Raw genomic sequence first — 24,294 nt, forward strand, 5'->3', positions numbered from 1 at the left:
AGATAAGGTATGTAATCCAATTTAGGAAGCCCTATAAACGTATTTTTAATTTCTCCAATAATTAATAAAAAAATTATCATTTATTTCCTCTCCATCGGGGTAAATTATTCTAGTGCTTAACAAACACGAACCCAAATGGCCTATAACTATTTTATTAGAAAAATGTTAGTTAAAATTCGTAACTAATTCAGATTAAACATGTTTATGTTCAAAAGTGATTATAGTTTTTAATCAGTTCTGTTAGATTGTAATCTAAAAATCCTTAACTTCTATCCATAATAACCAATAAATAACCCAAGTATGAAAAAGCGCTATTTAATCTTAATTGTATTTTTAATTGGAGTAATTGGCCTTACCAATGCCCAGATTACCGGAACAGTTGCTGATGAGGAAGGAGCACCCTTACCTGGTGCCTCTATTGTTATTGTTGGAACTACCACTGGTACCACCTCAGACTTTGATGGTAATTATACAATAGAAGCAAATATTGGGGATATGCTTAAGGTATCCTATATAGGTTTCGAAGCCCTTCAGGTTAGAGTAGACCAGAACGTAATGAATATTACGTTGAACTCTGGACTAGCATTGTCAGAAGTAATAATTGTAGGGTCTAGAAACCCCAATAGAACAGCTACCGAAAGTACAGTACCTGTAGATGTTATAGATATGAAGGAATTAAATAATGTTGCTCCACAGGTCAATTTAAATCAGATCTTAAATTACGTGGCTCCTTCTTTTACTTCAAATACCCAGACCATTGCGGATGGTACAGATCATATAGATCCCGCTTCCCTTAGGGGTTTGGGTCCTGATCAGGTTTTAGTGCTAATCAATGGCAAAAGAAGGCATACCTCCTCCCTAATCAATGTTAATGGTACCTTTGGTCGTGGAAGTGTAGGAACAGATCTAAACGCAATTCCTGCTGCGGCAATTCAGCGTATAGAAGTATTGCGAGATGGTGCTGCAGCTCAATATGGTTCCGATGCAATAGCTGGGGTAATCAACATAATACTTAATAAAAGTGTTAATGAATTAACGGCTACAGTAACTACTGGGGCTCATTTTACAAAAGAAGCGAATGACCAAACTGGTGGTGTAGATGGGGAAACTACTAACGTAGCGGCAAGTTATGGCATTCCCTTAGGAGATAATGGCGGATTTATAAACCTATCTGGAGATTTCGATGTTAGAAAAGAGTATAGTCGGATGAACGAATGGGAAGGAGAAATTTTTAATCTGTATAATACAGTGGAACGCATGGCCAATGACGATGGATATGATGTTTTTAAGCTGTTGGATAATGATGTTGCCGATGTGATACAATATGCTGACCAGGCAGGAATAAATCGTAATGGCGCCACAACAAAAGAGGAGTTGAGAACCATTCTTAGTGCAGATGCTACTAATGCAGAGCTTACAGCTAGAGGATTGCAAAGAAGTGATTTTAATATGCGTGTGGGGCAGTCTTCTCTTAGAGGAGGACGTTTATTTGCTAATTTCTCCCTTCCATTGGATGATTTAGGAACAGAACTGTACTCCTTTGCTGGCATGAGTGCAAGAACAGGTAATTCGGGCGGGTTTTATAGGTTGCCCAATCAGAGTCGGACTTTTACACCTGCCTATTTTAACGGGTTTTTACCAGAAATAAATTCCCATATTAAAGACATGTCCTTCTCTTTGGGAATTAAAGGCATGATTGGGGATTGGAATGTAGACCTAAGTAATACCTATGGTAAAAATGCATTCATATATACTATAGGAAATACCTTTAATGCGTCCATGCAAAATGCATCGCCCACTTTATTTGATGCAGGAGGATTTTCTTTTGCCCAAAACACGTCCAATCTAGATATATCTCAGTTTTTTGACGATGTAATGTCTGGCCTAAACATCGCTTTTGGTGCAGAATATAGGCTTGAGAACTACGATATAGTGGCGGGAGAGGAAGCGTCATATGCACAGTATACGGCAGATGGACAACGTATTACCCTTGCTACCCAACAACCTTCAAAGGACTTCTTTGGCAGCTCTAGACCGGGAGGGTCACAGGTTTTTCCTGGCTTTGCCCCGCAAAATGAATTGTCTAGGGAGCGAAGCAGTGTTGCTGGTTATTTTGATGTGGAAGCCGATTTTTCAGACGCTTTCCTAGCAAGTTTTGCAACTCGTTATGAGAATTATAGCGATTTTGGATCAACCATCAATTTTAAATTGGCAGGTAGATATAAAACTACTGAAAACTTGAATATTCGTGGTGCTTTGAATACTGGGTTCAGGGCCCCTTCCCTACACCAGATCAACTTTAACTCTACGTCAACTATTTTTGACAACGAGGGAAACCCGCAGGAAGTGGGAACTTTTGCTAATGATAGTAGGGCTGCAAAACTTTTAGGAATTCCGCAATTAAAGGAAGAAACATCACAAAGTGTGAGTTTAGGACTTACGGCCAAATTCCCCGATGCCAATATTACGTTAACGGTAGATGGTTATTTTGTATCCATCGAGGATAGGGTGGTATATACTGGCCAGTTTGCACCTACTGCTGATGCTGGTACAGGTACCGGTGGCATCCCTGCAGCTTATTCAGGACCGCAATTGGAATTATTCAATCTATTAAGACAGGCCAATGCTACCGCAGCTTCTTTCTTTGCAAATGCCATAGATACCGAATCCAAGGGGTTAGATATAGTGGTTACACATGATACTAGGTTGGGAGCCAATTGGAAGTTGAAATCCGATCTTGCAGGTACTTTTTCTAAAACTAAACAGGTAGGTGATATCAATGCTTCAAAAATTTTGAGCGATGCAGGATTGGTAGGCACCTATTTTCCTGAGGATAGTAGGGTATATTTGGAAGAAGCAGTTCCAAGAACTAAAATTAATTTATCCAACAGCCTTACTTCTGATCAATTTGTTGTTTTCCTAAGGAATGTGTATTTCGGGGAGGTAACGGAGGCTACTACTACTGCTGCAAATCAGCAGGTTTTTAGCAACAAATTGGTGACAGACCTTTCTTTGGGATATAAGGCCACAGAATCCCTTACGATTACCCTTGGGGCTAATAACCTGTTCGACATCTATCCAGATAGAGCTGAGGAGCAATTTGGCAATAGAAGCGATGGTCGATTTGATTGGTCTAGGAGAGCACAACAATTTGGTATTGGAGGAAGGTTCCTTTTTGCTAGATTGAACTTTACGCTTAACTAAATTAATATAACTTATTGCAATAAAGAAGGCCACTATTTTTAGTGGCCTTCTTTCCTTTATATAATACAGCTACAATATAAGACGTTTTAAAGCTACTTTTAAATTAACCTATACTAACTACCTCTAGTTCAAAAGTAAGATCGTGTCCTGCCAATGGGTGATTAGCATCAAGGATAATATGGTCTTCATGTACTTCGGCAACCCTCAGTTCATTCTCCACACCATCTGGACTGGTAGCAACTAAGCCCATACCAACCTCTGGCTTCATATCTCCTGGCAATTCTTCTTTTTTTACAGGATGGAACATTTCCTTTCTAACCTCACCATAAGCCTCTTCTTTTGGGATGACAACGGTTTTCTTTTCTTTAGGTTGCATATCTATCAAGCCTTTCTCAAAACCAGGGATAAGACTTCCCTGACCCAAAGTAACTCTAATCGGATCGCGCTCCAAAGAACTGTCAAAAATTGTACCGTCGCTCAACTTACCTGTGTAATGAACGTTTACCGTGTCATTCTCTTTTACTTTATTCATAAACAAAAAATTGTAATTATAATTCAATTAATTATACTGCAAACTTATAGGTTCTAAAACGCCTTGGGCAAAGCTTAGTTGTAAAACTTCCAAGAATTTAGAAAACATCAATATTTTAAGATTATTGTTATGGTATTTTTAGGTTTTAACAATATTATTTAAAATATTACTACTGCTATTTTTTGCAAAATTTTAAAAAAGCAGGGTTTTTGTGTTATTAAATCAGCTATAGCAACTGAATATTATTCTTAAAACAATAGATAAAACCTTGAAAATCAGGCTAAATTTATTAATGTTAAACGAATAAGTTTTAATGTATTATAAGCAGTAAAATTAAATGTAACATACGGAGGTAACTTATTTGCTTAGGATCTTTTAGAGGTAAAACGGCTAAACAACATTAATTTCTTTTTGGTATTTATAAAATATACCCCAGTTAATAGAATGATTGCTGCAATGGCAGACTGAGTAGTAATCTGTTCGTCTAAATATAACCATCCCAAAAGCAGCGCAATAACTGGATTCACATAAGTAGAAGTAGCCACCTTTTCTGGGGAAACAAGTTTTAGCAGATAATTAAAAGCGGTGAAAGCCAAGATACTACCAAACAGAATTAAAAAGAGTAAGGAATATTGGACGGAGCTGCTCCATTGGGTTGGTAAACTCCATTCCTCGCCAATAAGAAGGCTACTAGTTATCAAAATTATTCCCGCCGATAACATCTGAAAGCCGGTATTCACGAAGTAATTGGAGGGTAGATCTGCTTTTGCTACAAACAAGCTGGCAAAGGCCCAACTAAGCATGCACATAAAAATCATTCCCATCCCTAACAAGGTGTTCTCACCACCTATAATTTGGTTCTGGCTCACTAGCAAAAATATACCTATTATTCCAATAACAACTCCCACAATAGACATAGGTTGAATTTTCTTACCTTCCAAGACCCGCATCAATATGAGGATCACTAAAGGCTGCGCTGCAATTTCCAATGCAGCCAGTCCGCTATCTACATATTGCAAGGCCCATACCACAAATCCGTTTCCTACCGATAAGAAAAGGAATCCGGCTATAATACAGTTTTTTAACTGCTTCCTTGTTATGGTCAGGGGGATCCGTAAAAGCTTGCATAAAATAAATATTAGAATTCCAGCGACAGAGAAACGAATGGAAGCCAGCATAAAAGGAGGTAATTCTTGTACCGCAATTTTATTAAATAGAAAGGTAGAACCCCAGATAACATATATAGCAAAAAACGCCATGATGATCATGGGGGTGCTCTTGGATTTTGACATTGATGGAATAGATTTTTAAAAAAACAAAGGTACCATTAAGCGTAATCAGATAGACCTTCAAAATTCTGGCTATCCAAAAAATAATGATTACCAACTGCCGCCACCGCCGCCGCCAAATCCACCACCTGATGATCCTCCGCCAGAAGAACTTCCTCCCGAACTGGAAGGGGTACTCACCATGTTGGATTTCGCCTGATCCATAGAACTTGAAAAAGACTTGGAAAAACCCCTCATACTTGTAGCGCTATGACCTGAGTACCAGGTAGGTGGCACAATATTTAAGGCATCAAATTTTTTGGCCCATTTTGTGAACATTCCAAATGCCAATGCATACCCCATGGTACTTTCAAAATAATGCGGGTCGTCTTTAAGTAACATTTCCAATTTATTTTCTTCTGCAACTTTTATAAAACGTTTAAACCCTTTTAGTTCAGAAAGAAGTTTATTTCCCTCCGCATTTTTCTTAATCATAAATTTATTGACATAAATCAATACCACACAGGTAACGATCATGGCACCTGTCCCTATTGGACCCCACATAAATAACCCAATTGCTGTAAGTCCGATAGCTAACAATATTAAAACCAAGTATAAAATACCCTGTACCTTTTTAGATTCCCCCTCATAATAAGGTTGTGCATTTTCTTCCAGTAGTTTTTTAGCCCTATTCATTTTAGAATAAAATGTGTTCTTGAGGCTACTTACCAAGACTTCCTCTGTTTCAATTGACTCGTTATTACTGAATAATCCATTGAATAATTCCCGCTCGTAGAGCGCTGCATCTAAGGGCAAAGGCTTTAGCCTAATAAGCTTGGTATCCTTAGACCCAAATACGCCTTTTTTAGGAATTTCTTCTAGTCTTATCAATCCCTTTTCACCCCAATAAGGAATTAGGGAGATTAAATCTGAATTGTCTTCTCTATCATTTATAAGGAATCCTGCCAAGGCTGGGTCTATATGATCTGGTGGGTAGTAAGTAGTAGTGGCAATTACCCTTTCATCTTTACCGAAAATCCACCAAACCCAGAAAAAGGCACCTAATAAAATTCCTATTAAAAATACAAAACCGTAGTTAGTCCAAAATGGCCAAAAAGGCTTATATTCATTAATTGCACCAACTGGCATATTAACCAAAACCGTGACGCTCTGACCAGGGTAGGATACAAATCCCGATTGGCTAGCTCCAGAGAATTCGCTATTGGCAAAATAGGTCTGTATATCTTTACTCCGTCCTGTAGTTCCCTCATCGCCGGAATATACAAAGCTATTTTCTTTACTTAAATAAACATCCGGGGGAACATGTACCGTAAAATTGATCTGCTTAAAATTTGCGTCCCAACCATCAGGTTTTATATTCCAATAAAATTGAACTTGAGATTCCGAAAAAATAAATGCATTGTACACTCGATATCGGATCTCGTAATGATGTGGGCCTATAAGGGTTATATCCTTATCCCCTATCTTGATTTCCATCTCATCTTGCATTTTTTGTACAAAATTGAAGGGCTTATCAAACTTGTAATTGGGCACCTCTACATTACGTATTTTAATCTTTCTAGTAGCCGTGTTCCCGGTAGAATCAATAAACTCATACTTAGTCCGTATGGTCCTATAAATACCATGTTTGGGAGTGTCAAAATTTAGATTATAATTTTCTACAACATCAAAATAACCCTCTTTATGAATAGTAATATCTACGGTGTAATTGTTTACTGTAAAATCCTGGGCGTGGCCAATAGATAAGCACAGTAATAACAGAAGAAGTGAAATCTTTTTTCTCATTTTTTAAAATCAACTTTAACGTTAGCCCTACTTGCCTCGTCTACCTCAAAATAGTCGAAATTCTGATATTTGAACAGACTGGCTACCAATACTCCCGGCATGCTTTCTCCGTACGTATTGTTCTCCCGAACAGTTCCATTATAATATCTGCGAGCGCGTTCTAAATTTTCTTCAATATGATTCAGTTTTTCTTGTAAGTCCAAGAAATTTACATTTGCCTTTAGCTCCGGGTACGCTTCCCCTAAGGCAAAAATTCCCCCTAAACTACGTTGTAATTGATTTTCCGCCTTAATTTGAGAATTAATATCACCTGAAGGAACCGCTATTGCGGCATTACGCGCATTAATAACAGCTTCTAAGGTCGATTTTTCGTGGGTAGCATAACCTTTTACAGTCTCCACTAAATTGGGGATTAGATCATATCTCCTCTTTAGAGCGACATCTATATTGCTCCATGCATCTTTTACTAAGTTCCTTAACCTAACAAAATTGTTGTAAACATTTATCAAGAAAAAAGCTAACAGGGCTATAAAGCCCAAAAATATAATTAAGGTAACCATGGCATGTTATTTAGTGTATTGAGCTAAGTTACCTATTTTTTTGGAGAGATTATAACCCTTCCAAACTTTTGTTAAAATGTTTAAAAAAGAAGTTGTTTTCAAATCCTGAAATACAAAATTCCTTTTACCAGACCCTGTTGTCTAAAGGAAATTATATAGGGGTTTGGAGCAATCTAAAGAACTGGTTTTCTTTAGTGGAATTAGAGCAAAACACATAAAAATCCACTTTAAATAAAAATCATAAGTCGTTTAATTTGTGGTAATTACTTGTTTTGTTAAAAAAGAAATGTAACTTTTAAAATTAAAAACAGATGAGGTGTTGATGCGATAGATAAAATTAGTAAGAAAGTACCCATGCCCCATTAGGAACTGAATCCATCAATATTAGTGACCTGTAATGTATTAGAGGAAAAAGCAGCATGCATCTTAGCTTATAGGAACTCATTTTGATAGGTTCATATAAAATTTTCTTTTAAAAATCTGCTCCCATTAAGTCCCATTATTCTGGCTATAATGTCATCTGCATTAATGTTATTTTCAGGCAGATTAAAGGTATTGTTTTGGACATAATTAAATGCATGTCTTTCCAAGAAATCGGCTAGATAAGGTAGCTCTTCTGAACTCCAAAAACCATTTAATGGATTTATAATACCATCAAAATCGAACCCTATTACCAAACAGTCCCATGCAAAAATACCTTCGGCATCTAAAAGCTCCGCTATATGTTGAACTTGGTTCCATATCAGTTCTGAACGATAATGCATAATTTTGTTCCGATGGACAGATTTTTTAATATTCTTTAGCGTTCTTTTGCTTACAACCCTCCGCTCATCCAATTGCAATCCAAATAGTCCTTTGCTTTTGGCTATCTTAATAATTTCATCATCAAAAATATTAATATCAACGGGATTAAGTTTACTTGCCGTTCTAGGTCTTCCTACACTCCTATTGGCAGATGATATTAGGCCATTTGCTGCACCGTGACTTACAATTATAGGCACGTTGTTATATTCGGGAATGGTATCCAACATTTGATAATATTCATTTCTTGATGCAGGGCTCATATGTTTAATATCAATCAGGATGCGTTTACCATTATTGGTATCCAATAAATTTTTTATAATCGTTTTGCCTAGCTTGGTGATTCCCGTATTCAAACCTTCGGACTGGTCCGTTTTCTTTTTAATGAGTCCGGTTAGGCTTTCTGCATGTCCGCATAAGTGATTCCAGAAATGATGAGCCAAACCAACATAAAATGGCGGATTCTTCCATGCTTTTATTTTCATTAGATTCTGAAGTAGTTCATTTTCTGTAGGTATCTTATCTACATTGGAAAACAGCACATGCATACCCTCAATGCTAATAACAACACAGATAGTTTGTATAGCTCTGTCCACCTCTTCCTCAACCAGTCTTATAGCCTCTATTTCCTTAAAGGAGTTTACCAACTTGTATCTAAATTCACCTTCAGGTAAACGAATAATGGTTCCGTCTAATTCCTGGTAATATTTCAGTTCCATTTCCAGATCTTTAAAGTAATCTGTAATTCCCTGAATATAGTCCACTCGTTTCTTCCCTACCCCCGTTGCAAAATTGGCCGCGATATCCAAAATAAATTTGTTGGTCATTTTGTTTCGGAAAAAGTATTTTTCAATAGGATATAAGGATACACAGACAACGCTGACACCGCCATAAGATAAACTGGAGAAATTAGATTGGGAGAATTTGGTGACTCCGATTAAATAATTTAATAATTTATCAACCAAGGTTGGGGGATTGTACCGCCAAATACTTCTAATCCGATTCCTATTCGCAGAATTCTCTCCCTTAGGTTTCCTATTGAAGCTTTTTCCAAATGGCTTTATAGCCGGATGACAATGAAAATCAAAATAATTATTCTCCATGCGTTCCAGTGTTATTAATGAGACCTAATGGTTATACCCATACCTGCCCGTGCTGATCAGGCGGGGGTTAAAATTGTTTCGCTACCATCCGCCCTATGTCAAGTAATTGATTGACAGAATCTGTGGTGCCATCCTTCTGATATATAAAATAGGAGTACCAACAGCTGTCTTAAGTTGATAATGTTGTTGGGGAGTATTTTAAAGATACAGGAAATGCTTCACAGAAAAAAACGGGTGGTGAAAATCTTTTATTCCCAAAGGATTCGGGAATATTTAAGGTCAAGCTCAAAAGATGTAGATAAAAGAAAACCCCTACCGAATCAGGTAAGGGCTTAATTTTATTTTAGATGAAAGGCAACTCAACTCAATAATTTTGAAGTCTAGTAAACTAGTCTTCCGGTGGATACCCGTGAATATCTTCATAAATGGTGTCAAAATTCTGTCTTATGTACGTGTGCAATTTTTTATGATAATCGTCTTTTAACCATTTTAAAAAGTTGTAGGTACTTTTACTTATACATTTAGCATAGCGCTGTATCCTATCCTCTATATCCGGCCCTAGCATTTTTGCGAGTGCTAGAGCATCATAAACATCCACACTATTCTCTACGCATATTCTAGCATGTTGAATTATAGATCTTTCCAAAACTACTTTGGAAGATTCTCCATTTCTAACAGAATCTACATATGTTTCCTTAATATCAAAATAAACATCTTCAGTATTGGCAAATTCTGCCCGTAGTTCCTCTGGCATTTCCCATTTGAAAGTACTTTCTAATTCTTCATCACTAACAATTCTATCAGCATAGAAATTAGGGGATTTAAAGATAGCTTGCCAGTCTAAATCTGCACCCCAAGGACCAAAACGATGGTAATTATTCCCTAAATCGATTACGGTAAAAGTAGATTTGTTGCTCAATATTCTTGAACCACGCCCAATCATCTGATAATAAAGGGTAAGTGATTTAGTAGCCCGGTTCAATATAATGGTCTCAATGGAGGGTTCGTCAAAACCAGTTGTTAGTATACTTACAGAGGTCAAAATGGCATTAGGCGTAGTATTAAACCACTTCAAAATAGCTTTACGCTGTTTTTTAGTGGCGGTATTATCTAAGTGAGCTATAGGATATCCGGCCGCTCTAAACGTTTCATATACGTGAAGGGAGGTATTAATACCGTTATTGAAAATTAAGGTTTTCTTCCCTTTGGAATGCTTCTCATAAGCTTCAACAAGCTTACTGAGCATTTGACTGTTGTTATATAAATCTTCAGAAGATTTTACGGTATAATCTCCATTAGACCCCACTTCTAGTGAAGTAAGTCCCATATTATAGGAAATGAATTCTGCTTTGGCCAAGAACTCATTTTCTATAAGGGATTCAATAGTTTCCCCAACGATCAATTCGTCATAGTTATCCTTCATCGGTAAGTCCTTGTTTGAACTCAATGGGGTAGCCGTTACCCCTAAAATAAAGGAACTCTCAAAAAACTTAAAAAGTTTTGTAAAGGAATTGTAATGAGCTTCATCTATGATAACCAATCCAACATCAGAAATATCCAGTTTATCATCCTGTAGCCTATTGTTTAAGGTTTCTACCATGGCTACAAAACAGCTATATTGTTCTTGATCGTCCAGATTAGCCTTGCTATCCACGACTTTATTCGTAACTCCAAAACTGCTTAGCATATTGGACGTCTGCTTACACAGCTCCAAACGATGGGTCATTATTAATACCTTTTTTTGATGGTGTTTTAGGTATTGCCTAACTATTTCAGAAAATATAACGGTTTTACCTCCTCCAGTTGGCAATTGATATAAAAGATGGTAATCGTCGGGAGCACTTTCAAATTTATCAAAAATCTTATCTATCGCTCCTTTTTGATAATCGTATAATTCTTTATCTGTTTTTTTTTCCACAATGGTATCTGCAATCGAAATCTCCGACATAATTTCCTTATCTTTTTAATAGAGTTGCAAAATTACGGACTTTAGGGGGTGATTCACGAATTATTTCTATAAAAAGCAGGCCTATTGTCTTAAAATAAATCTAAATTGGCCCCATTTTTTTAGTTCCTAGCCAATTTTCTCAGTGTTGCCCATTGTTTTAACATTTCCCTTGAGTCGGTTGCTGGATAACCTAAAACGGTTTTACCGGGTAATACATCACTCATTACACCTGATCCTGCACCTACAGTTGCACCAGAATTTATGGTGGTATGGTCTTTTATGGAGGCACTACCGCCTATAATTACCCCATCCCCTAAAGTAACAGATCCGGCAAGACCACTATGTCCGGCCATAATACAGAATTTGCCCAAGATACAATTATGTGCAATTTGCACCAAGTTGTCAATTTTGCAACCATCCCCTACAATAGTTGAGCTAAACTTGCCCCTATCCACACAGGAATTAGCTCCTATTTCTACGTAATCCCCAATTACTACATTTCCTATCTGAGGTATTTTCACCAATCCCCTACCATCCGCACTGGGCCTATAACCAAAACCATCTGCACCAATGCTTACATTAATATGAAAAATACAATGTGCGCCAATTACGCTTCGTTCTCTAATTACGGTACCAGACCAAACCACGGTATGATCTCCTATACTGGTATCATCAAAAATGGAAACGTTAGGGTAAAGGATTACCCCATCTCCTAAAACTACATTTTTTCCTACGTAGCATCCTGCACCTATTTTACAACCCTTACCTAAAGTGGCAGTAGGATGAACCGATGCCATAGGGTGAATTTCTTCTTCAAATACAGGACCTTCTGGTTCAAATGCCTCTAATAGTTTTGCCATGGCCAGGTCTGGGTTGTTTACCTTTATAAAAGCGCGATCAATACCTGGAAGAATAGATATGTTCTTACTAACGATAGCTGCACTGGCCTCTGAATTTTCCCATTGTTTAGCGTATTTAGCTGAACTAATAAAGGTGATTTGTTGACTTTTGGCACGATCAATTTGTTCGGCACCAATGATATTTTTGTTAAAGCTCCCTTGGAGCTCTCCATCTAAAAGTTGACAGATTTCTTCTACACTGAATGATTTCATTACTAAATTTTGGTTGTTATTGTAATATGATTTTAAAAATATGATTTTTTTAAATATAGTGCTAAAATCAATATTTTATGTCTAAATCTAAAATAAGGTAATTTTTAGGGTGTCTGTAAAAACCACATAACTCTACTGGATTCGATTATGGGTATCCATAAAGTAAATAGCTTTTAAGTGATTGTTTTAAGAGTACAACTGGACTTAAGATACGTCAACAAATATCTATGTATCTATCCAGTTTCACAGGTGAATGGTTATTTATTGAGTTTTTTAATGGATCTCACGTAGAGTTGCTCCACTTTTTCTCTTGCCCAAGGCGTCTTCCTTAAAAAAGTAAGGCTAGATTTAATAGAGGGGTCATGATTAAAGCTTCTAATATTTATTTTAGCTCCCAATTTTTCCCATCCATAGTAGTCTACCAAGGATTGGAGAATCATGGCCAATGTTTTCCCATGTAAAGGATCGTTCCCACCGTTCATTAGCAATCTAATTTTATTTTGGTCAATATATGTTACAAGTTAAAAATAACTATTTTCTTTTTTTAATCCTCTTCGCAACATTCTTATCCCCTCTGGTCAATGGTTTTTTATATTTTTTAGCTATGGTCCGCTTATAAGAACCTCCAAGGTTTACTTTTTTATTCTTTTCTAATTTTTCATGAAAAGCGCCCCCTCCCTCTTCTCCGTCAGAAGCTCTATGTGAGTTATTGGGCTCCGTATTTATAGGACGTTCCTCTGGCGCCAATTCTTCAGATATCTTCACTTCATTTGGAAAATCCAACATAGGTATAGAATAGTCCATCAATTCTTCTATGGCGACTTTCGATTCTTCTTCCCGCTTTGTAAATAGCAAAATAGATTTCCCTTTTTGTTTGGCCCTTCCGGTTCTACCAATTCTGTGGATATAATTTTCGGGATAGGTAGGGGTGTCAAAATTTATAACATGGCTAACCATCTCCAAATCGATACCTCTCGCCATTACGTCGGTGGAAATTAAGATCCTATTTTTTCCCTCATCAAACTGGTCTATAGATCGTAATCTATAATTTTGGGTCTTGTTAGAATGGATAACGGCAATTTCTGAACCAAAAACCGCTTTCATCGCTTCAAATAACCGGTCTGCACTTCTTTTATTGGAAACGAAAATCAATACTTTATTGTAAAGCATCTTGTCCTTTAGCAAATAGAGCAACAAGTTTACTTTAGTGTAAAAATTTTCTACCTCATAGGCAGTTTGTTCAATATTAGCTAAAGGGGTTCCACTAACAGCAATGGAAACCTTTACCGGTGTTATAAAGAAATCCTCTATCAATTTGGCGACGTCTTCCGTCATGGTTGCAGAGAACATAATATTTTGTCTTTTAGGAGGTACCAGTTCTAAGATATTTGTGATTTGAAACCGGAAACCAAGATCCAACATTACGTCTACCTCGTCTATTACAAGTTTCTTTATATCTCTTAACTTCACCGTATGGTCTAAGCAAAGATCATACAATCTTCCTGGAGTGGCCACTAAAATATCACAACCCTGTGCAACTGCTTGCCGTTGGGTGTTTATATTAGCTCCACCATAAATACCGCATACCCGAGAACTTGTATATTTAGCGAAGGCCTCTATATTTTCTACTACCTGTACTACTAGTTCCCTAGTAGGTACTAAAATAAGTACACGCGGACTTACTTGTTTAGAAAATTTAAGTTGTTGTAATATAGGTAAGGTATAGGCTAAGGTTTTTCCTGTTCCTGTCTGTGCAATTCCTACCATATCTTTTCCGGACATGATTACCGAAAAGGATTGTTCCTGAATCGGAGTTGGGGAGCTAAAGCCTAGATCCTGAATTCCGTATATTAATTGATTTGATAGATTTAAATCCTCAAAAGTGCTCATTCGTATAATTTTGCGCAAAGGTAAAGCTAAATTTACCCACATTATTCCTTAGAAACCAATAATCCGTTAGAAAGCCGACATCAACTCCCTGAAATTTCACTTTAGAGAGCTTAAAACTTTCAAAAAGTAACTGCAAAAATCAGAAATGAATACCAAATGGCCCCTCTTCTACCTTATTTTCCTTAGAAATTGTTTCTGAACTTTTGGTTAAAATCCGGAAAACAGACAAAAGAGTAAGAAAAAGTTGGGTCGAAGTAAAATGATGGTTAAATTGTAGTAATAATCTTAAATCCATAAGTTATGTGCCATAAATTTCAATGTTCTATAGTACCTCCCTATATTTTAGAACAGCTGGCCAAACAAGGCAGCAATAGTTGTAAGCGTACCCTCATAGAAACGCAACGCATAGCTAAAAGTAGGAACATTGCCTTAAATAATTTACTTCAACGTACCGACGAAGTGGGCACTGGAAATCGTATTGTTTACGATTGTTTAAACGAATACCGGCAAAAGGTTAAAAAAGCTAGAAGTGAAGGGGAGGATAAAGTGGCGGACGCTACAGCTAATCTTGCTTATGATTATTCTGGTTATGTTAGGAATTATTTTAAAGAAACTTTTCAATTGAATTCCTTAGACGGTAAAGGCATGCCTATTATATCTAATGTTCATTATGGTAAGGCATATAACAATGCGTTTTGGGACGGGGACGAAATAACTTATGGGGATGGTGATGATGTTCAGTTTTCTAATTTTGCAGCAGGAATAGATGTTGTTGCGCATGAACTCACTCATGGTATAACACAATTTCTGGGAAATTTAGAATATAAAGGACAACCGGGAGCCTTGAACGAACATTTTTCCGATGTATTTGCGACTATTATAAAGCAAAAATTTTTAGCTCAAGATATTTCAGAGGCCAATTGGCTTATAGGTGACACGGTAGTAGCAGAAGGGTTTCCCGGTAAAGCCATAAGATCCATGAGTGCGCCCGGAACTGCAAACGAGTTTGATAGCCAGCCCGATCACATGGACAATTATTATACAGGATCTTCCGATAATTATGGTGTACATATAAATTCAGGTATCCCCAATAGAGCATTTTATTTGAGCTGTATGGCCATTGGAATTGACGACTGTGCCCTTATTTGGTTCCAAACCCTGAACCAATTATGGCGAACCGCAGACTTCAGAGATATGTTGGAAGTAATCACTAAGGTTGCGAATGAACTTATGGAAGAAGGGAAAGTTTGTGACACCGCAGACAACGCTATTTTGGAAAGTTTTTCCATGGTAGGTATAAATAACCCTGCCGTATGAAATATGAGATCAATATAGAAGGTGGGTTCACTGGGATTCCCAAAACGTATAAGGGAGAGCAATCGCTAAACAACGAGGAGAAAACCAAATTGCTCCTAAGTCTTCAAAAAACCTTTGCTGATGAAAACACCAAGACAAGAGACGGTTTTAACTACAAATTAAAACTTACAGACCACGAAATAGTATATAATTTTGAGTTTGATGAGTTCAATATTCCTAAAGAAGTTCGTATGTTTATCGAATCGATTATTAAAAAATAATTGTACGTTAAACGCATTTAAATGCTACCGTTTATAAGAGGCTGCTTATAGGTGACTTATAAACTCAGATTAATTATTCTTTGATAAAACGAATTACTAAATGCCCGATGATAATTACTATTCACCGGGCATTATTATATTTATTAACTCAAAAACAATTAAAACTTTGAAAATGAAAAGAATTACATCATTACTAACCATTGTTGGTCTAGCTATAGGCCAGTTTGCAATTGCACAAGTAGACAAACAACTGATCCAAAGTATGGTGAAGGAGGCCAACGAAAACTCCCAATTGGAAACCTTGGCTCACGAAATGTTGGATGTCATTGGTCCCAGATTGGTGGGAACCCCACAAATGGAGCAAGCTGGGGATTGGGCAATTGCCAAATATAAAGAATGGGGCATTCCTGCCGAGAATGAGCAATGGGGAGAATGGCGCGGATGGGACAGGGGAATCACCCATATAGACATGGTTCATCCCAGAATACAAAGTCTAAATGGCACTCAGCTTGCCTGGAGTCCAAGTACTGGAAAAAAAGGGGTTACTGGAGAACTGGTAGTATTGCCTACAGTAGAAAATTCCGCTCAATTTGAGCAATGGCTTCCTAGTGTAAAGGGAAAGCTGGTAATGATCAGTATGAAAGAACCTACAGGCCGTCCCGATTATAACTGGGAGGAGTTTGCAACTAAAGATTCTTCCGAAAAAATGAAAAATGACCGGCAGGTTCAAGAAGAAGAATGGAGGGAAAATATGAGGCGAATTGGCTACGACAGACGTACTCTCCCAGAAGCCTTAGAAAAGGCAGGCGCCTTGGGAATAGTTACTTCCTATTGGTCTAAAGGTTTTGGTGCTAATAAAATCTTTAGTGCCAGCACTAAGAAGATTCCAACGGTAGATCTGTCTTTAGAAGATTATACCATGTTATACCGTTTAGTGGAGTATGGCAGTAAGCCAAAAATAAAAATAGTTGCCGAGTCTAAGGAGTTGGGAACCGTACCTGCATTTAACACGATAGCCACTATTAAAGGTAGTGAAAAACCAGAGGAGTACGTAATATTATCGGCTCATTTCGATTCTTGGGATGGCGGTACTGGAGCCACTGATAATGGAACGGGGACATTAGTAATGATGGAAGCCATGAGAATCCTTAAGAAAATATACCCTAACCCTAAAAGAACTATTCTTGTTGGGCATTGGGGAAGTGAAGAACAAGGTCTTAACGGCTCTAGAGCGTTTGTTGAAGACCATCCCGAAATTGTGAATAATATACAAGCCGTTTTTAACCAAGATAACGGAACTGGTAGAGTAGTGAACATGAACGGTGCCGGATTCTTAAATTCGTATGATTATCTAACGAGATGGTTGTCTGCAGTCCCAAAAGAAATAACAGACCCTATAGAGACCAATTTCCCTGGCTCACCAGCTACTGGTGGATCGGATAATGCTTCCTTTGTTGCTGCTGGTGCTCCTGCCTTTAACCTTACTGCGTTAAACTGGTCATATTGGAACTATACCTGGCATACCAATTTGGACACTTATGATAAAGTTGTTTTTGATGATGTTAGAAGCAATGCAATCCTAACAGCAATCTTAGCCTATATGGCAAGTGAAGACCCTAACACCACATCTAGGGAGAAAATAGTTTTACCAACCAATTTTGAAACTGGAATACAAAGATCCTGGCCAGAACAACGTTCCCCTACCAGAAAGGGAGGGTTGTAAAATCTTACAATTAGTTTTCCTTTGGTTTGATAAAAATAAAGACTATCTTAATTTAGAATTAGAGGATAAAATTTAAAGTGACTAATTATTAAACTAGATATATATGAATATCAATTTTGAGTATGTTGATGTAAAAGCTAGCGCTCGCTTAGAGGAGCTAGCAACTAAAAAACTAGAAAAATTAGAGGATAAATATGATTTTATTGTGCGTGCCGATGTTTTCCTGAAAAAGGAAAACAATGCCTCAAATAAGGGTTTTATATGTAGTATTAAACTAAGTGCCCCAGGACCATTACTGTTCACCGAAACCAATAGCAACAAATTTGAAATGTCCATAGTGGAATCCATTGAGGATTTAGAAAGGCAATTGGAAAAAAGAAAAGGCAAACTTAAATCACATTAAATCATTTCCCTCATGGAATGACCTTGAGGCATCGGCCAGCATCTACCGATGACATTTCGACCCACTCCTGAAAGGAACAGGAAGGCAAACGTCGGAGAAAATAAATTTTAAATTACAAATACCCTGAAAACAGAATCAGTCGTTTTCGGGGTATTTTTTTATCGACTTGTTTTATTAATTCAACTGATTATTCCTTCTGCCCACCAGAAAATAAAATAAGGCATTTCCTTTCCATTTCAACCTATCTTTCTGTAAATAGTAAGCAATATATAGACGTGTTATTAATTATGATAGGTTTCTCACAATCCGCTAAAGTTGTGATTTTTTAAAAGAAATAGCGGCTCGAAAAATATTTTAAGCGAAGTTTATTTAATTGTAGTTTGAATTAAAATGATAACTACATTTGTGTATATAAATTATATGAAACTATGTTGGTTTGGGGTGCTTTTATTGGTCTTATAATTATTTTTCTAGCCCTAGATTTAGGGGTTTTTCATAAAAACGACCATGTAATAAAGTCTAAGGAAGCAGGGATATGGACTGCTATTTGGGTTATTGTAGCTTTTAGTTTTAGTGGGGTAATCTATTGGTTATTTAACACTGGAACGATTGCAAATCCTACTGGTCTAACCCCCAATTCAGCCGTTTTAAAATATATTACTGGCTATTTAATTGAGCTCTCCTTAAGTATAGATAACGTATTTGTGATTGCCGTAATATTCGCTTCTTTTAAGATTCCAGCCTTGTATCAACATCGAGTATTATTTTGGGGGATATTAGGCGCTATCGTATTTAGGGCGTTAATGATTGTTTTTGGTGTAGCCTTAATCACAAAATTTGAATGGATCATTTATGTTTTTGGTGTTTTTCTATTATATACCGCATTTAAAATGTTGCGATCCGATGATAGTAAGTTCGATCCAAAATCGTCCTTCATCTTTAAACAGATTAAAAAGATTTATCCAATTACTTCCAAAATTGATGGACACAAGTTTTTTATAAAACGGATGGGAATAAAGGCGGCCACTCCCCTATTTGTGGCCTTGGTAATTATTGAGTTGACGGATGTTCTATTTGCATTGGATAGTATACCAGCTATACTAGCCATTACGGCCGATCCATTTATTGTATTTAGTTCCAACATTTTTGCCATTTTAGGTCTAAGATCCATGTACTTTCTTATTTCTAGAATGCTAGAAAAATTTAGATATATCAACTATAGTCTTGTGATAATATTAGCCTTTGTTGGATTAAAGATGCTATTCTCCCATTATATTGATATCCCAGAATGGGTGTCCCTTTCGGTAATATCGGTTTCATTAATTGGGGGCATAGTCGCGTCTCTCTTAATCCCGGGAAATAAAGATCAAGAGAAGGTATAATTATTGTTTCTCCAACAATTTTTGGTTCACAATTCTTAGGGCATCTTTCACTGTTTTCATCTGCTCCATATCCTCATTTTCCAAGGTTATTCCATACGCATCTTCTACGTCCAAAATAATATCTACCAAGTTAGCGGAATTTATGTTGAGCTCTGATATAAAATTACTCTCTTCTGTAACTTCCGATATGGATACATCTTCGGGCAGATATATTTTAACGATCTCTTTTAGCGTTTCGTAATGGGATTGATTGGTCATAATTAATCGGGTTTATAAGCCTTAAATATAATACAAGCATTAACGTCTCCAAAACCAAAACTAGCTTTAGCTATCATATTTGGGTTATATGAAATAGTTTTTAATGGAATTTTGGTTACATCCACTCTTTTCAATATTTCTGGATGTAAATCATCGCAATTACTATTCCCAAAAACCATTTCTTCTTTAAACTGTAACACGCTTGCCACGGCCTCCACACTTCCCGAAGCCGCCAAACAATGCCCTACTAAGGACTTGGTCGTATTAATATAGGGAAAGTCTTTTCCCGATCGCCCTAGGGCTTTACTCCAATTACTAATTTCGTCCGCATCTTTGGAGGTTGCGGTAAGGTGTCCGTTAATTACATCTATCTCATTTTTATTTAAATTGGCATCAGAAAGAGCCGCTTGAATACAACGTTGGACCCCTTCGCTATTGGGTGCAGTCATGCTTCCATTACCTCTTTGACCCCCACTATTTACAGCCCCGCCCAATACCTCGGCATAAATGGTAGCTCCTCTTGCCATGGCATGATCCAAAGATTCCAATACCAATGCTCCAGCTCCGCTACCAGGGACAAATCCTGCAGCAGTAGCACTCATCGGCCTACTTGCTCTTAAAGGATCGCTATTGTATTGTGTAGGTAGAATACGCATGGCGTCAAAACCACCCCATATATAAGGCCCACTATCACTACAACTCCCTACTAACATTATCTTGGCCTTACGAGACCTAATACGTTCCATTCCAAGGATAATAGCCTCTGTACCGGTAGCGCAGGCCGATGAATTTGTGGTTATTTGGTTTCCCAATCCTAATTTACCACCAAGGTAAGCACTAATGCCACTCGCCATGGTCTGCATTACTGAAGTACTTCCCAATCGCCGTGTTTTCTTGCTATCTATAAGATGTATAGATTCCCTAAATTTATCCGTTCCTAAAATACCAGTTCCAAAAATAACCCCACTATCCCAATCCGGTTTATCCTTTCCCATAGGCTTCAATCCGGCATCTGCCCAAGCCTCGGCTCCTGCGATAAACCCATAAACCAAACCACTGCTATTTAATCCTTTTCGTTCTAAAGGCGTAAAATTATTGTCCATATCAAAATCAGTAATTTCAGGTTTTCCTGCAATTTGGCATCCAAATCCTAAATCTGCTAATTCTTGATGAAAGCTAATTCCGCATATACCATATTTTAGGCTGTGGGTGAAATTGGTAAGACCTACTCCATTGGGGGCGCAGACTCCTAATCCCGTAATTACGACTCTCATGATATATCTTTTTTAAGCATTCCCGTCAAGCTTCCCTTACAGACTAATTTTCCTTGGGAATTATACATTTTCACCTCACATTTTAATTTTTGGAATCGGAAGTAAATTTTTTCGGATTTTACGGTAACAAATTCTAAAGGATATACAGGCAAATAGAAATCCATTTGGCTGCTGCTCATGGCTATTTTCACATTTTCTAAACTTGCCCCCTCTTTTTGTAATAAAAAGATTCCCAAAGCCACCAGTCCAATCTGCGCACAACATTCAACTAAAATTACTCCGGGTGTAATTGGATGGTTTTTAAAATGACCTTTGTAAAAATATTCATTCTCTTTAAACGTATAGGATCCTTCCACGTAATTTTCATTGATTTCTAAAAGCGAGTCTACAAATAAAAATGGCTTAGAATAAGGGAGTCTCGCTATGAGGTGCTGTAAATTCATTTTCTATCTTGTTTCACTTAAATTCCTACAGTATGCCCCTCTACATCTAACAGGAGGTCTGTTTTAAGGGTAGTTCTAATTTAAAAAGTCCTACCATTCAATAAGTACCCGTTGTGCCGAAAATCCAGGGCCAAAACTCAGCATGAGTCCTTGGTCACCTATAGGAATATCTCTTTCCATGAACCGCTCCAAAACGTATAGAACCGTGGCACTACTCATATTACCATACAACCGAAGGGTTTCTCTGGTATCATCTATATTCTTTCCCATTTTACCGAACAACTGCTCTACAGTCTCCACAATTTTTTTTCCTCCTGGATGAAAAATTAAATGCTCGACGTTTTCAATATTGCTGCCCAATTCACTTAAAAACGGATGAATAATATCTGGGAAATGGTGGGCAATAGTTTCTGGTACGGCAGGATCTAATATCATTTTTAAACCGGAATTGGTAAGGTCAAATCCCATTAATTGAGTGGTATCGGTAAAATGATACATTCCCTCGCCTAGTATCCTAGGTCCTACCGCATTTTCTTCAGAAGACAGCAATACACAAGCGGCACCATCCCCAAAAATTGCTGCACTAACCATGTTTGCCATGGAATAATCTGAAAGTTGGAATGTGGCAGTCGGACTTTCCACTGCTACAATGGCAGCCCTTTTACCTGGGTTGGACTTTAAGAAATTACGGGCATAGATCAATCCAGAAATTCCAGCCGCACAACCCATTTCCGTTACTGGTAAACGAACCACATTACTTCTAATGGAGAGCACGTTTATTAGGTAAGCATCTAATGACGGAATCATAATACCTGTGCAACTGACTGTTATAATATAATCGATACTATTAGCCTCCCAATTGCTCTTGGCCAGTGCCTTTTGGAGCACTTTACTTCCCAATTTTTTTACTTCACGGACATATATATTGTTCTTATCTTCAAAAGAAGTGGTCGTAAACACCTCTTCCGGACTCATTATGCTATACCGTTTATCTACAGCTGCTCCCTCAAAAATTTTTACAATCTTTCTTTTAAATCGATCCTCTTGTCCATGTAACCAATTATTTACCAAGGGCAATATATCCTTGGTTTCCCTACTGTAAGCAGGTAAAGCTGTGGTAACGGCTACTATTCTGGTTTCAGCCATAATTTGGTTGTTCTTATTTTAATCTAATTATCCAAAGGTACCTGAACGCCCATTTCCAATTTAGCTCATGGTTTGCCTCAGGGAACAGTTTGGAAAGTTCTTGTAATTCGCCCTTGGTGAATGCACTTTTTATAGAAACTAGACCATCGTATTTTGCTATCTTTGTTTGCATAAAAATAACACTATAAACCTGAAATAGATAATATGCAATCTTGCTTCTTTGCAAGTCGTTTATAATGATCCCTATACACGCACATGAAATAGCTTTCCGTAAAAACTCTGGAATCTCCTCGTTTTTAAAATGGTGCATGGTAAGGGTACACAATATAATATCACATTGTAATTCATTTGGATCCATTAATAAAACGTCCCTTTGCAAATAGGTGATATTGCGATGATTTATAGAATTTATTCTTGCGATGCCCAAGGCCTTCTCATTAAGGTCTACACCTACTAGATTTACTTCAATCCCAGTTGATTTAAAATAATTAGCCACTTCCCGCAGCATATGCCCATCCCCGCACCCAAGATCTATTATGGTATAACTTTTTTTAGGATTATTTTTTATTAGTTTTTTAATTGCATTCAGGGTGATGGGAAAGCCGTTTAATATTTTATTGACCTTATTAATATCTAGCAATACTTTTTTTAATGAGCCGGCATCCAAATTTGGATCGTCCATTATCTCGCTTTCTGTACAACGCTGGGTAAAATTCATAACGGATCGATTGGTCTTCCATGGGTTGCTGTGATCAACCTACTAACAAGATAAGGAGAATTGTTAATTAACTGCATTGCCGAGTGGGAAATAGTTTCATTCAATAATATCCCCTGCAATTGTTTCCCCACCCATATTCTCTTCCCAAATGTCCTATGCCATTGCGTATTATAATCTTTCTCTAATTGATGGCGCTTGTAATTTGGCTTAGTAAAATAGTGATGGATTAATTCAGCTACCATTTTAGCACTATGAACCGCCATTGCCATACCGTTACCACAAAAAGGATGTATAAGTCCGGCAGTATCACCACACATTAACACATGATTCTCAACTGTACTCTTTTTGCCAAAAGATATCTGTGCTATGCTCAATGGTTTTTCAAATAGCATTTGTGACTCATTTAAGAACTTATTTAAGTAAGGGTTTTTGGATAGCACATTTTGGTGAAAGCGCTCCATGTTTTTTTCCTTTTTAAAACTAGTATAAGAAACCAGATAACAGAAATTAACAGCTCCAGATTCGGTTTTTGAAAGACCTCCATAGCCTCCCCTAAAATTGTGGAGTTCTACCATGTTATCTGGAAAGGTATCTAACTGATAATGGGCTTTAACACCTATCCAGGGCGATTTCCTATTAATAAATCCGCGATTGAGCTTTTTATCTAAGGCTTCTCGTTTTCCATAGGCACCTACAACAAATTTAGAAGTGTAATTAACCCCATTGGTATCGGAAACGTTAAAAACATGGTCTTCAAACCTTATTGAGGTTACGTGTTCTGAAATAATTGTAATGTCTTGTAATATGGCCTTTTTATAAAGCGCATAATCTAATGCATATCTACTTATCCCGAGTCCGCCCAACGGTAAATTTGCACTAATGGAGTTGCCATTTACCGTACTCAGTAGCATTTTGTTTATCTGAATATTCTTAGGCAAGGAAACCCCCAAACTTTCCAAATAGGGAACTATTTCCATGGAAACATATTCTCCGCAGACCTTATGATGGGGATATTCCAGACGTTCAAAAACAGCAATAGTATAATGATATTTGCTTAAATGAAGTGCAGTGGTCAATCCTGCCAGTCCACCTCCAATGACAATTACATCATAATCATTCATTGTAAAAAGGTACAGAATAAAAACA

Annotated in this window: 21 protein-coding genes; 6 read left to right on the plus strand and 15 right to left on the minus strand. The window is 37.3% G+C overall.

What is annotated here, in order from left to right; translation table 11 throughout:
• Window positions 1-300 precede the first annotated feature (300 nt).
• The gene (locus tag G466_RS0119000) at window positions 301-3,204 is read left to right on the plus strand and encodes a TonB-dependent receptor (protein WP_026815028.1); all 2,904 of its coding nucleotides are present in this window, start codon (window positions 301-303) and stop codon (window positions 3,202-3,204) included.
• A gap of 103 nt (window positions 3,205-3,307) precedes the next feature.
• Here G466_RS0119000 and G466_RS0119005 read toward each other — a convergent pair whose 3' ends face one another.
• The 9 genes from G466_RS0119005 to G466_RS0119045 all read right to left on the minus strand — a co-directional run bounded on the left by G466_RS0119005 (window position 3,308) and on the right by G466_RS0119045 (window position 14,224).
• Window positions 3,308-3,736 carry an FKBP-type peptidyl-prolyl cis-trans isomerase gene (locus G466_RS0119005; protein WP_026815029.1) on the minus strand — a complete coding sequence of 143 codons (429 nt, stop codon included), beginning with the start codon at window positions 3,734-3,736 and terminating at the stop codon, window positions 3,308-3,310.
• A 365-nt stretch (window positions 3,737-4,101) separates the two neighbouring features.
• A complete protein-coding gene (locus tag G466_RS0119010; protein ID WP_026815030.1) occupies window positions 4,102-5,028 on the minus strand; it encodes an EamA family transporter in 927 nt (308 codons plus the stop codon).
• Window positions 5,029-5,115: 87 nt separating this feature from the next.
• Entirely contained in the window at window positions 5,116-6,810 is a 1,695-nt protein-coding gene (locus G466_RS0119015) for a DUF2207 domain-containing protein (RefSeq protein WP_026815031.1), read from the minus strand.
• The gene (locus G466_RS0119020; protein WP_026815032.1) at window positions 6,807-7,370 is read right to left on the minus strand and encodes a LemA family protein; all 564 of its coding nucleotides are present in this window, start codon (window positions 7,368-7,370) and stop codon (window positions 6,807-6,809) included. Before G466_RS0119020 ends, G466_RS0119015 begins: the two co-directional genes overlap by 4 nt.
• 455 nt (window positions 7,371-7,825) lie before the next feature.
• Window positions 7,826-9,274, minus strand: coding sequence for a membrane dipeptidase (locus G466_RS0119025; RefSeq protein ID WP_034236235.1), 1,449 nt, complete (start codon window positions 9,272-9,274; stop codon window positions 7,826-7,828).
• A gap of 388 nt (window positions 9,275-9,662) precedes the next feature.
• Window positions 9,663-11,222 (minus strand): DEAD/DEAH box helicase, encoded by a 1,560-nt coding sequence (locus G466_RS0119030; RefSeq protein WP_026815034.1) that lies wholly within the window; start codon window positions 11,220-11,222, stop codon window positions 9,663-9,665.
• A 119-nt stretch (window positions 11,223-11,341) separates the two neighbouring features.
• On the minus strand, window positions 11,342-12,334 hold the full coding sequence (gene lpxD, locus G466_RS0119035) for a UDP-3-O-(3-hydroxymyristoyl)glucosamine N-acyltransferase (RefSeq protein ID WP_026815035.1): 993 nt from the start codon (window positions 12,332-12,334) through the stop codon (window positions 11,342-11,344).
• 257 nt (window positions 12,335-12,591) lie between these two features.
• The gene (locus tag G466_RS0119040) at window positions 12,592-12,816 is read right to left on the minus strand and encodes a VF530 family protein (RefSeq protein ID WP_026815036.1); all 225 of its coding nucleotides are present in this window, start codon (window positions 12,814-12,816) and stop codon (window positions 12,592-12,594) included.
• Window positions 12,817-12,865: 49 nt separating this feature from the next.
• Window positions 12,866-14,224 (minus strand): DEAD/DEAH box helicase, encoded by a 1,359-nt coding sequence (locus G466_RS0119045; RefSeq protein ID WP_026815037.1) that lies wholly within the window; start codon window positions 14,222-14,224, stop codon window positions 12,866-12,868.
• A 300-nt stretch (window positions 14,225-14,524) separates the two neighbouring features.
• On the opposite strand from G466_RS0119045, the gene G466_RS0119055 reads away from it, so the two are divergent.
• From G466_RS0119055 to G466_RS0119075, 5 genes are all read left to right on the plus strand, one after another.
• The gene (locus tag G466_RS0119055; RefSeq protein WP_026815038.1) at window positions 14,525-15,541 is read left to right on the plus strand and encodes a M4 family metallopeptidase; all 1,017 of its coding nucleotides are present in this window, start codon (window positions 14,525-14,527) and stop codon (window positions 15,539-15,541) included.
• On the plus strand, window positions 15,538-15,801 hold the full coding sequence (locus G466_RS0119060) for a hypothetical protein (RefSeq protein WP_026815039.1): 264 nt from the start codon (window positions 15,538-15,540) through the stop codon (window positions 15,799-15,801). Before G466_RS0119055 ends, G466_RS0119060 begins: the two co-directional genes overlap by 4 nt.
• Window positions 15,802-15,973: 172 nt before the next feature.
• The gene (locus G466_RS0119065) at window positions 15,974-17,524 is read left to right on the plus strand and encodes a M20/M25/M40 family metallo-hydrolase (protein ID WP_026815040.1); all 1,551 of its coding nucleotides are present in this window, start codon (window positions 15,974-15,976) and stop codon (window positions 17,522-17,524) included.
• Between the two features lie 103 nt (window positions 17,525-17,627).
• Window positions 17,628-17,927, plus strand: a complete 300-nt coding sequence (gene hpf, locus G466_RS0119070; RefSeq protein WP_026815041.1) for a ribosome hibernation-promoting factor, HPF/YfiA family — start codon at window positions 17,628-17,630, stop codon at window positions 17,925-17,927.
• Window positions 17,928-18,355: 428 nt separating this feature from the next.
• Window positions 18,356-19,309 carry a TerC family protein gene (locus tag G466_RS0119075; protein ID WP_026815042.1) on the plus strand — a complete coding sequence of 318 codons (954 nt, stop codon included), beginning with the start codon at window positions 18,356-18,358 and terminating at the stop codon, window positions 19,307-19,309.
• Here G466_RS0119075 and G466_RS0119080 read toward each other — a convergent pair whose 3' ends face one another.
• The 6 genes from G466_RS0119080 to G466_RS0119105 all read right to left on the minus strand — a co-directional run bounded on the left by G466_RS0119080 (window position 19,310) and on the right by G466_RS0119105 (window position 24,269).
• Window positions 19,310-19,567 (minus strand): acyl carrier protein, encoded by a 258-nt coding sequence (locus G466_RS0119080; RefSeq protein ID WP_026815043.1) that lies wholly within the window; start codon window positions 19,565-19,567, stop codon window positions 19,310-19,312.
• 2 nt (window positions 19,568-19,569) lie between these two features.
• Complete coding sequence (locus G466_RS0119085; protein WP_034236236.1) at window positions 19,570-20,841, minus strand: beta-ketoacyl-[acyl-carrier-protein] synthase family protein; 1,272 nt, start codon at window positions 20,839-20,841, stop codon at window positions 19,570-19,572.
• Entirely contained in the window at window positions 20,838-21,284 is a 447-nt protein-coding gene (locus tag G466_RS0119090; RefSeq protein ID WP_026815045.1) for a 3-hydroxyacyl-ACP dehydratase FabZ family protein, read from the minus strand. The genes G466_RS0119085 and G466_RS0119090 overlap by 4 nt, the downstream gene beginning before the upstream one ends.
• Window positions 21,285-21,374: 90 nt before the next feature.
• Complete coding sequence (locus G466_RS0119095) at window positions 21,375-22,430, minus strand: type III polyketide synthase (RefSeq protein ID WP_026815046.1); 1,056 nt, start codon at window positions 22,428-22,430, stop codon at window positions 21,375-21,377.
• A gap of 13 nt (window positions 22,431-22,443) precedes the next feature.
• Entirely contained in the window at window positions 22,444-23,148 is a 705-nt protein-coding gene (locus G466_RS0119100; RefSeq protein WP_026815047.1) for a methyltransferase domain-containing protein, read from the minus strand.
• Window positions 23,145-24,269: an NAD(P)/FAD-dependent oxidoreductase gene (locus G466_RS0119105; protein WP_026815048.1), complete on the minus strand. Its 1,125-nt coding sequence runs from the start codon at window positions 24,267-24,269 to the stop codon at window positions 23,145-23,147. The genes G466_RS0119100 and G466_RS0119105 overlap by 4 nt, the downstream gene beginning before the upstream one ends.
• Window positions 24,270-24,294: the final 25 nt, after the last annotated feature.

This window comes from Arenibacter certesii DSM 19833 (assembly GCF_000429545.1).
Classification (GTDB): Bacteria; Bacteroidota; Bacteroidia; order Flavobacteriales; family Flavobacteriaceae; genus Arenibacter; species Arenibacter certesii.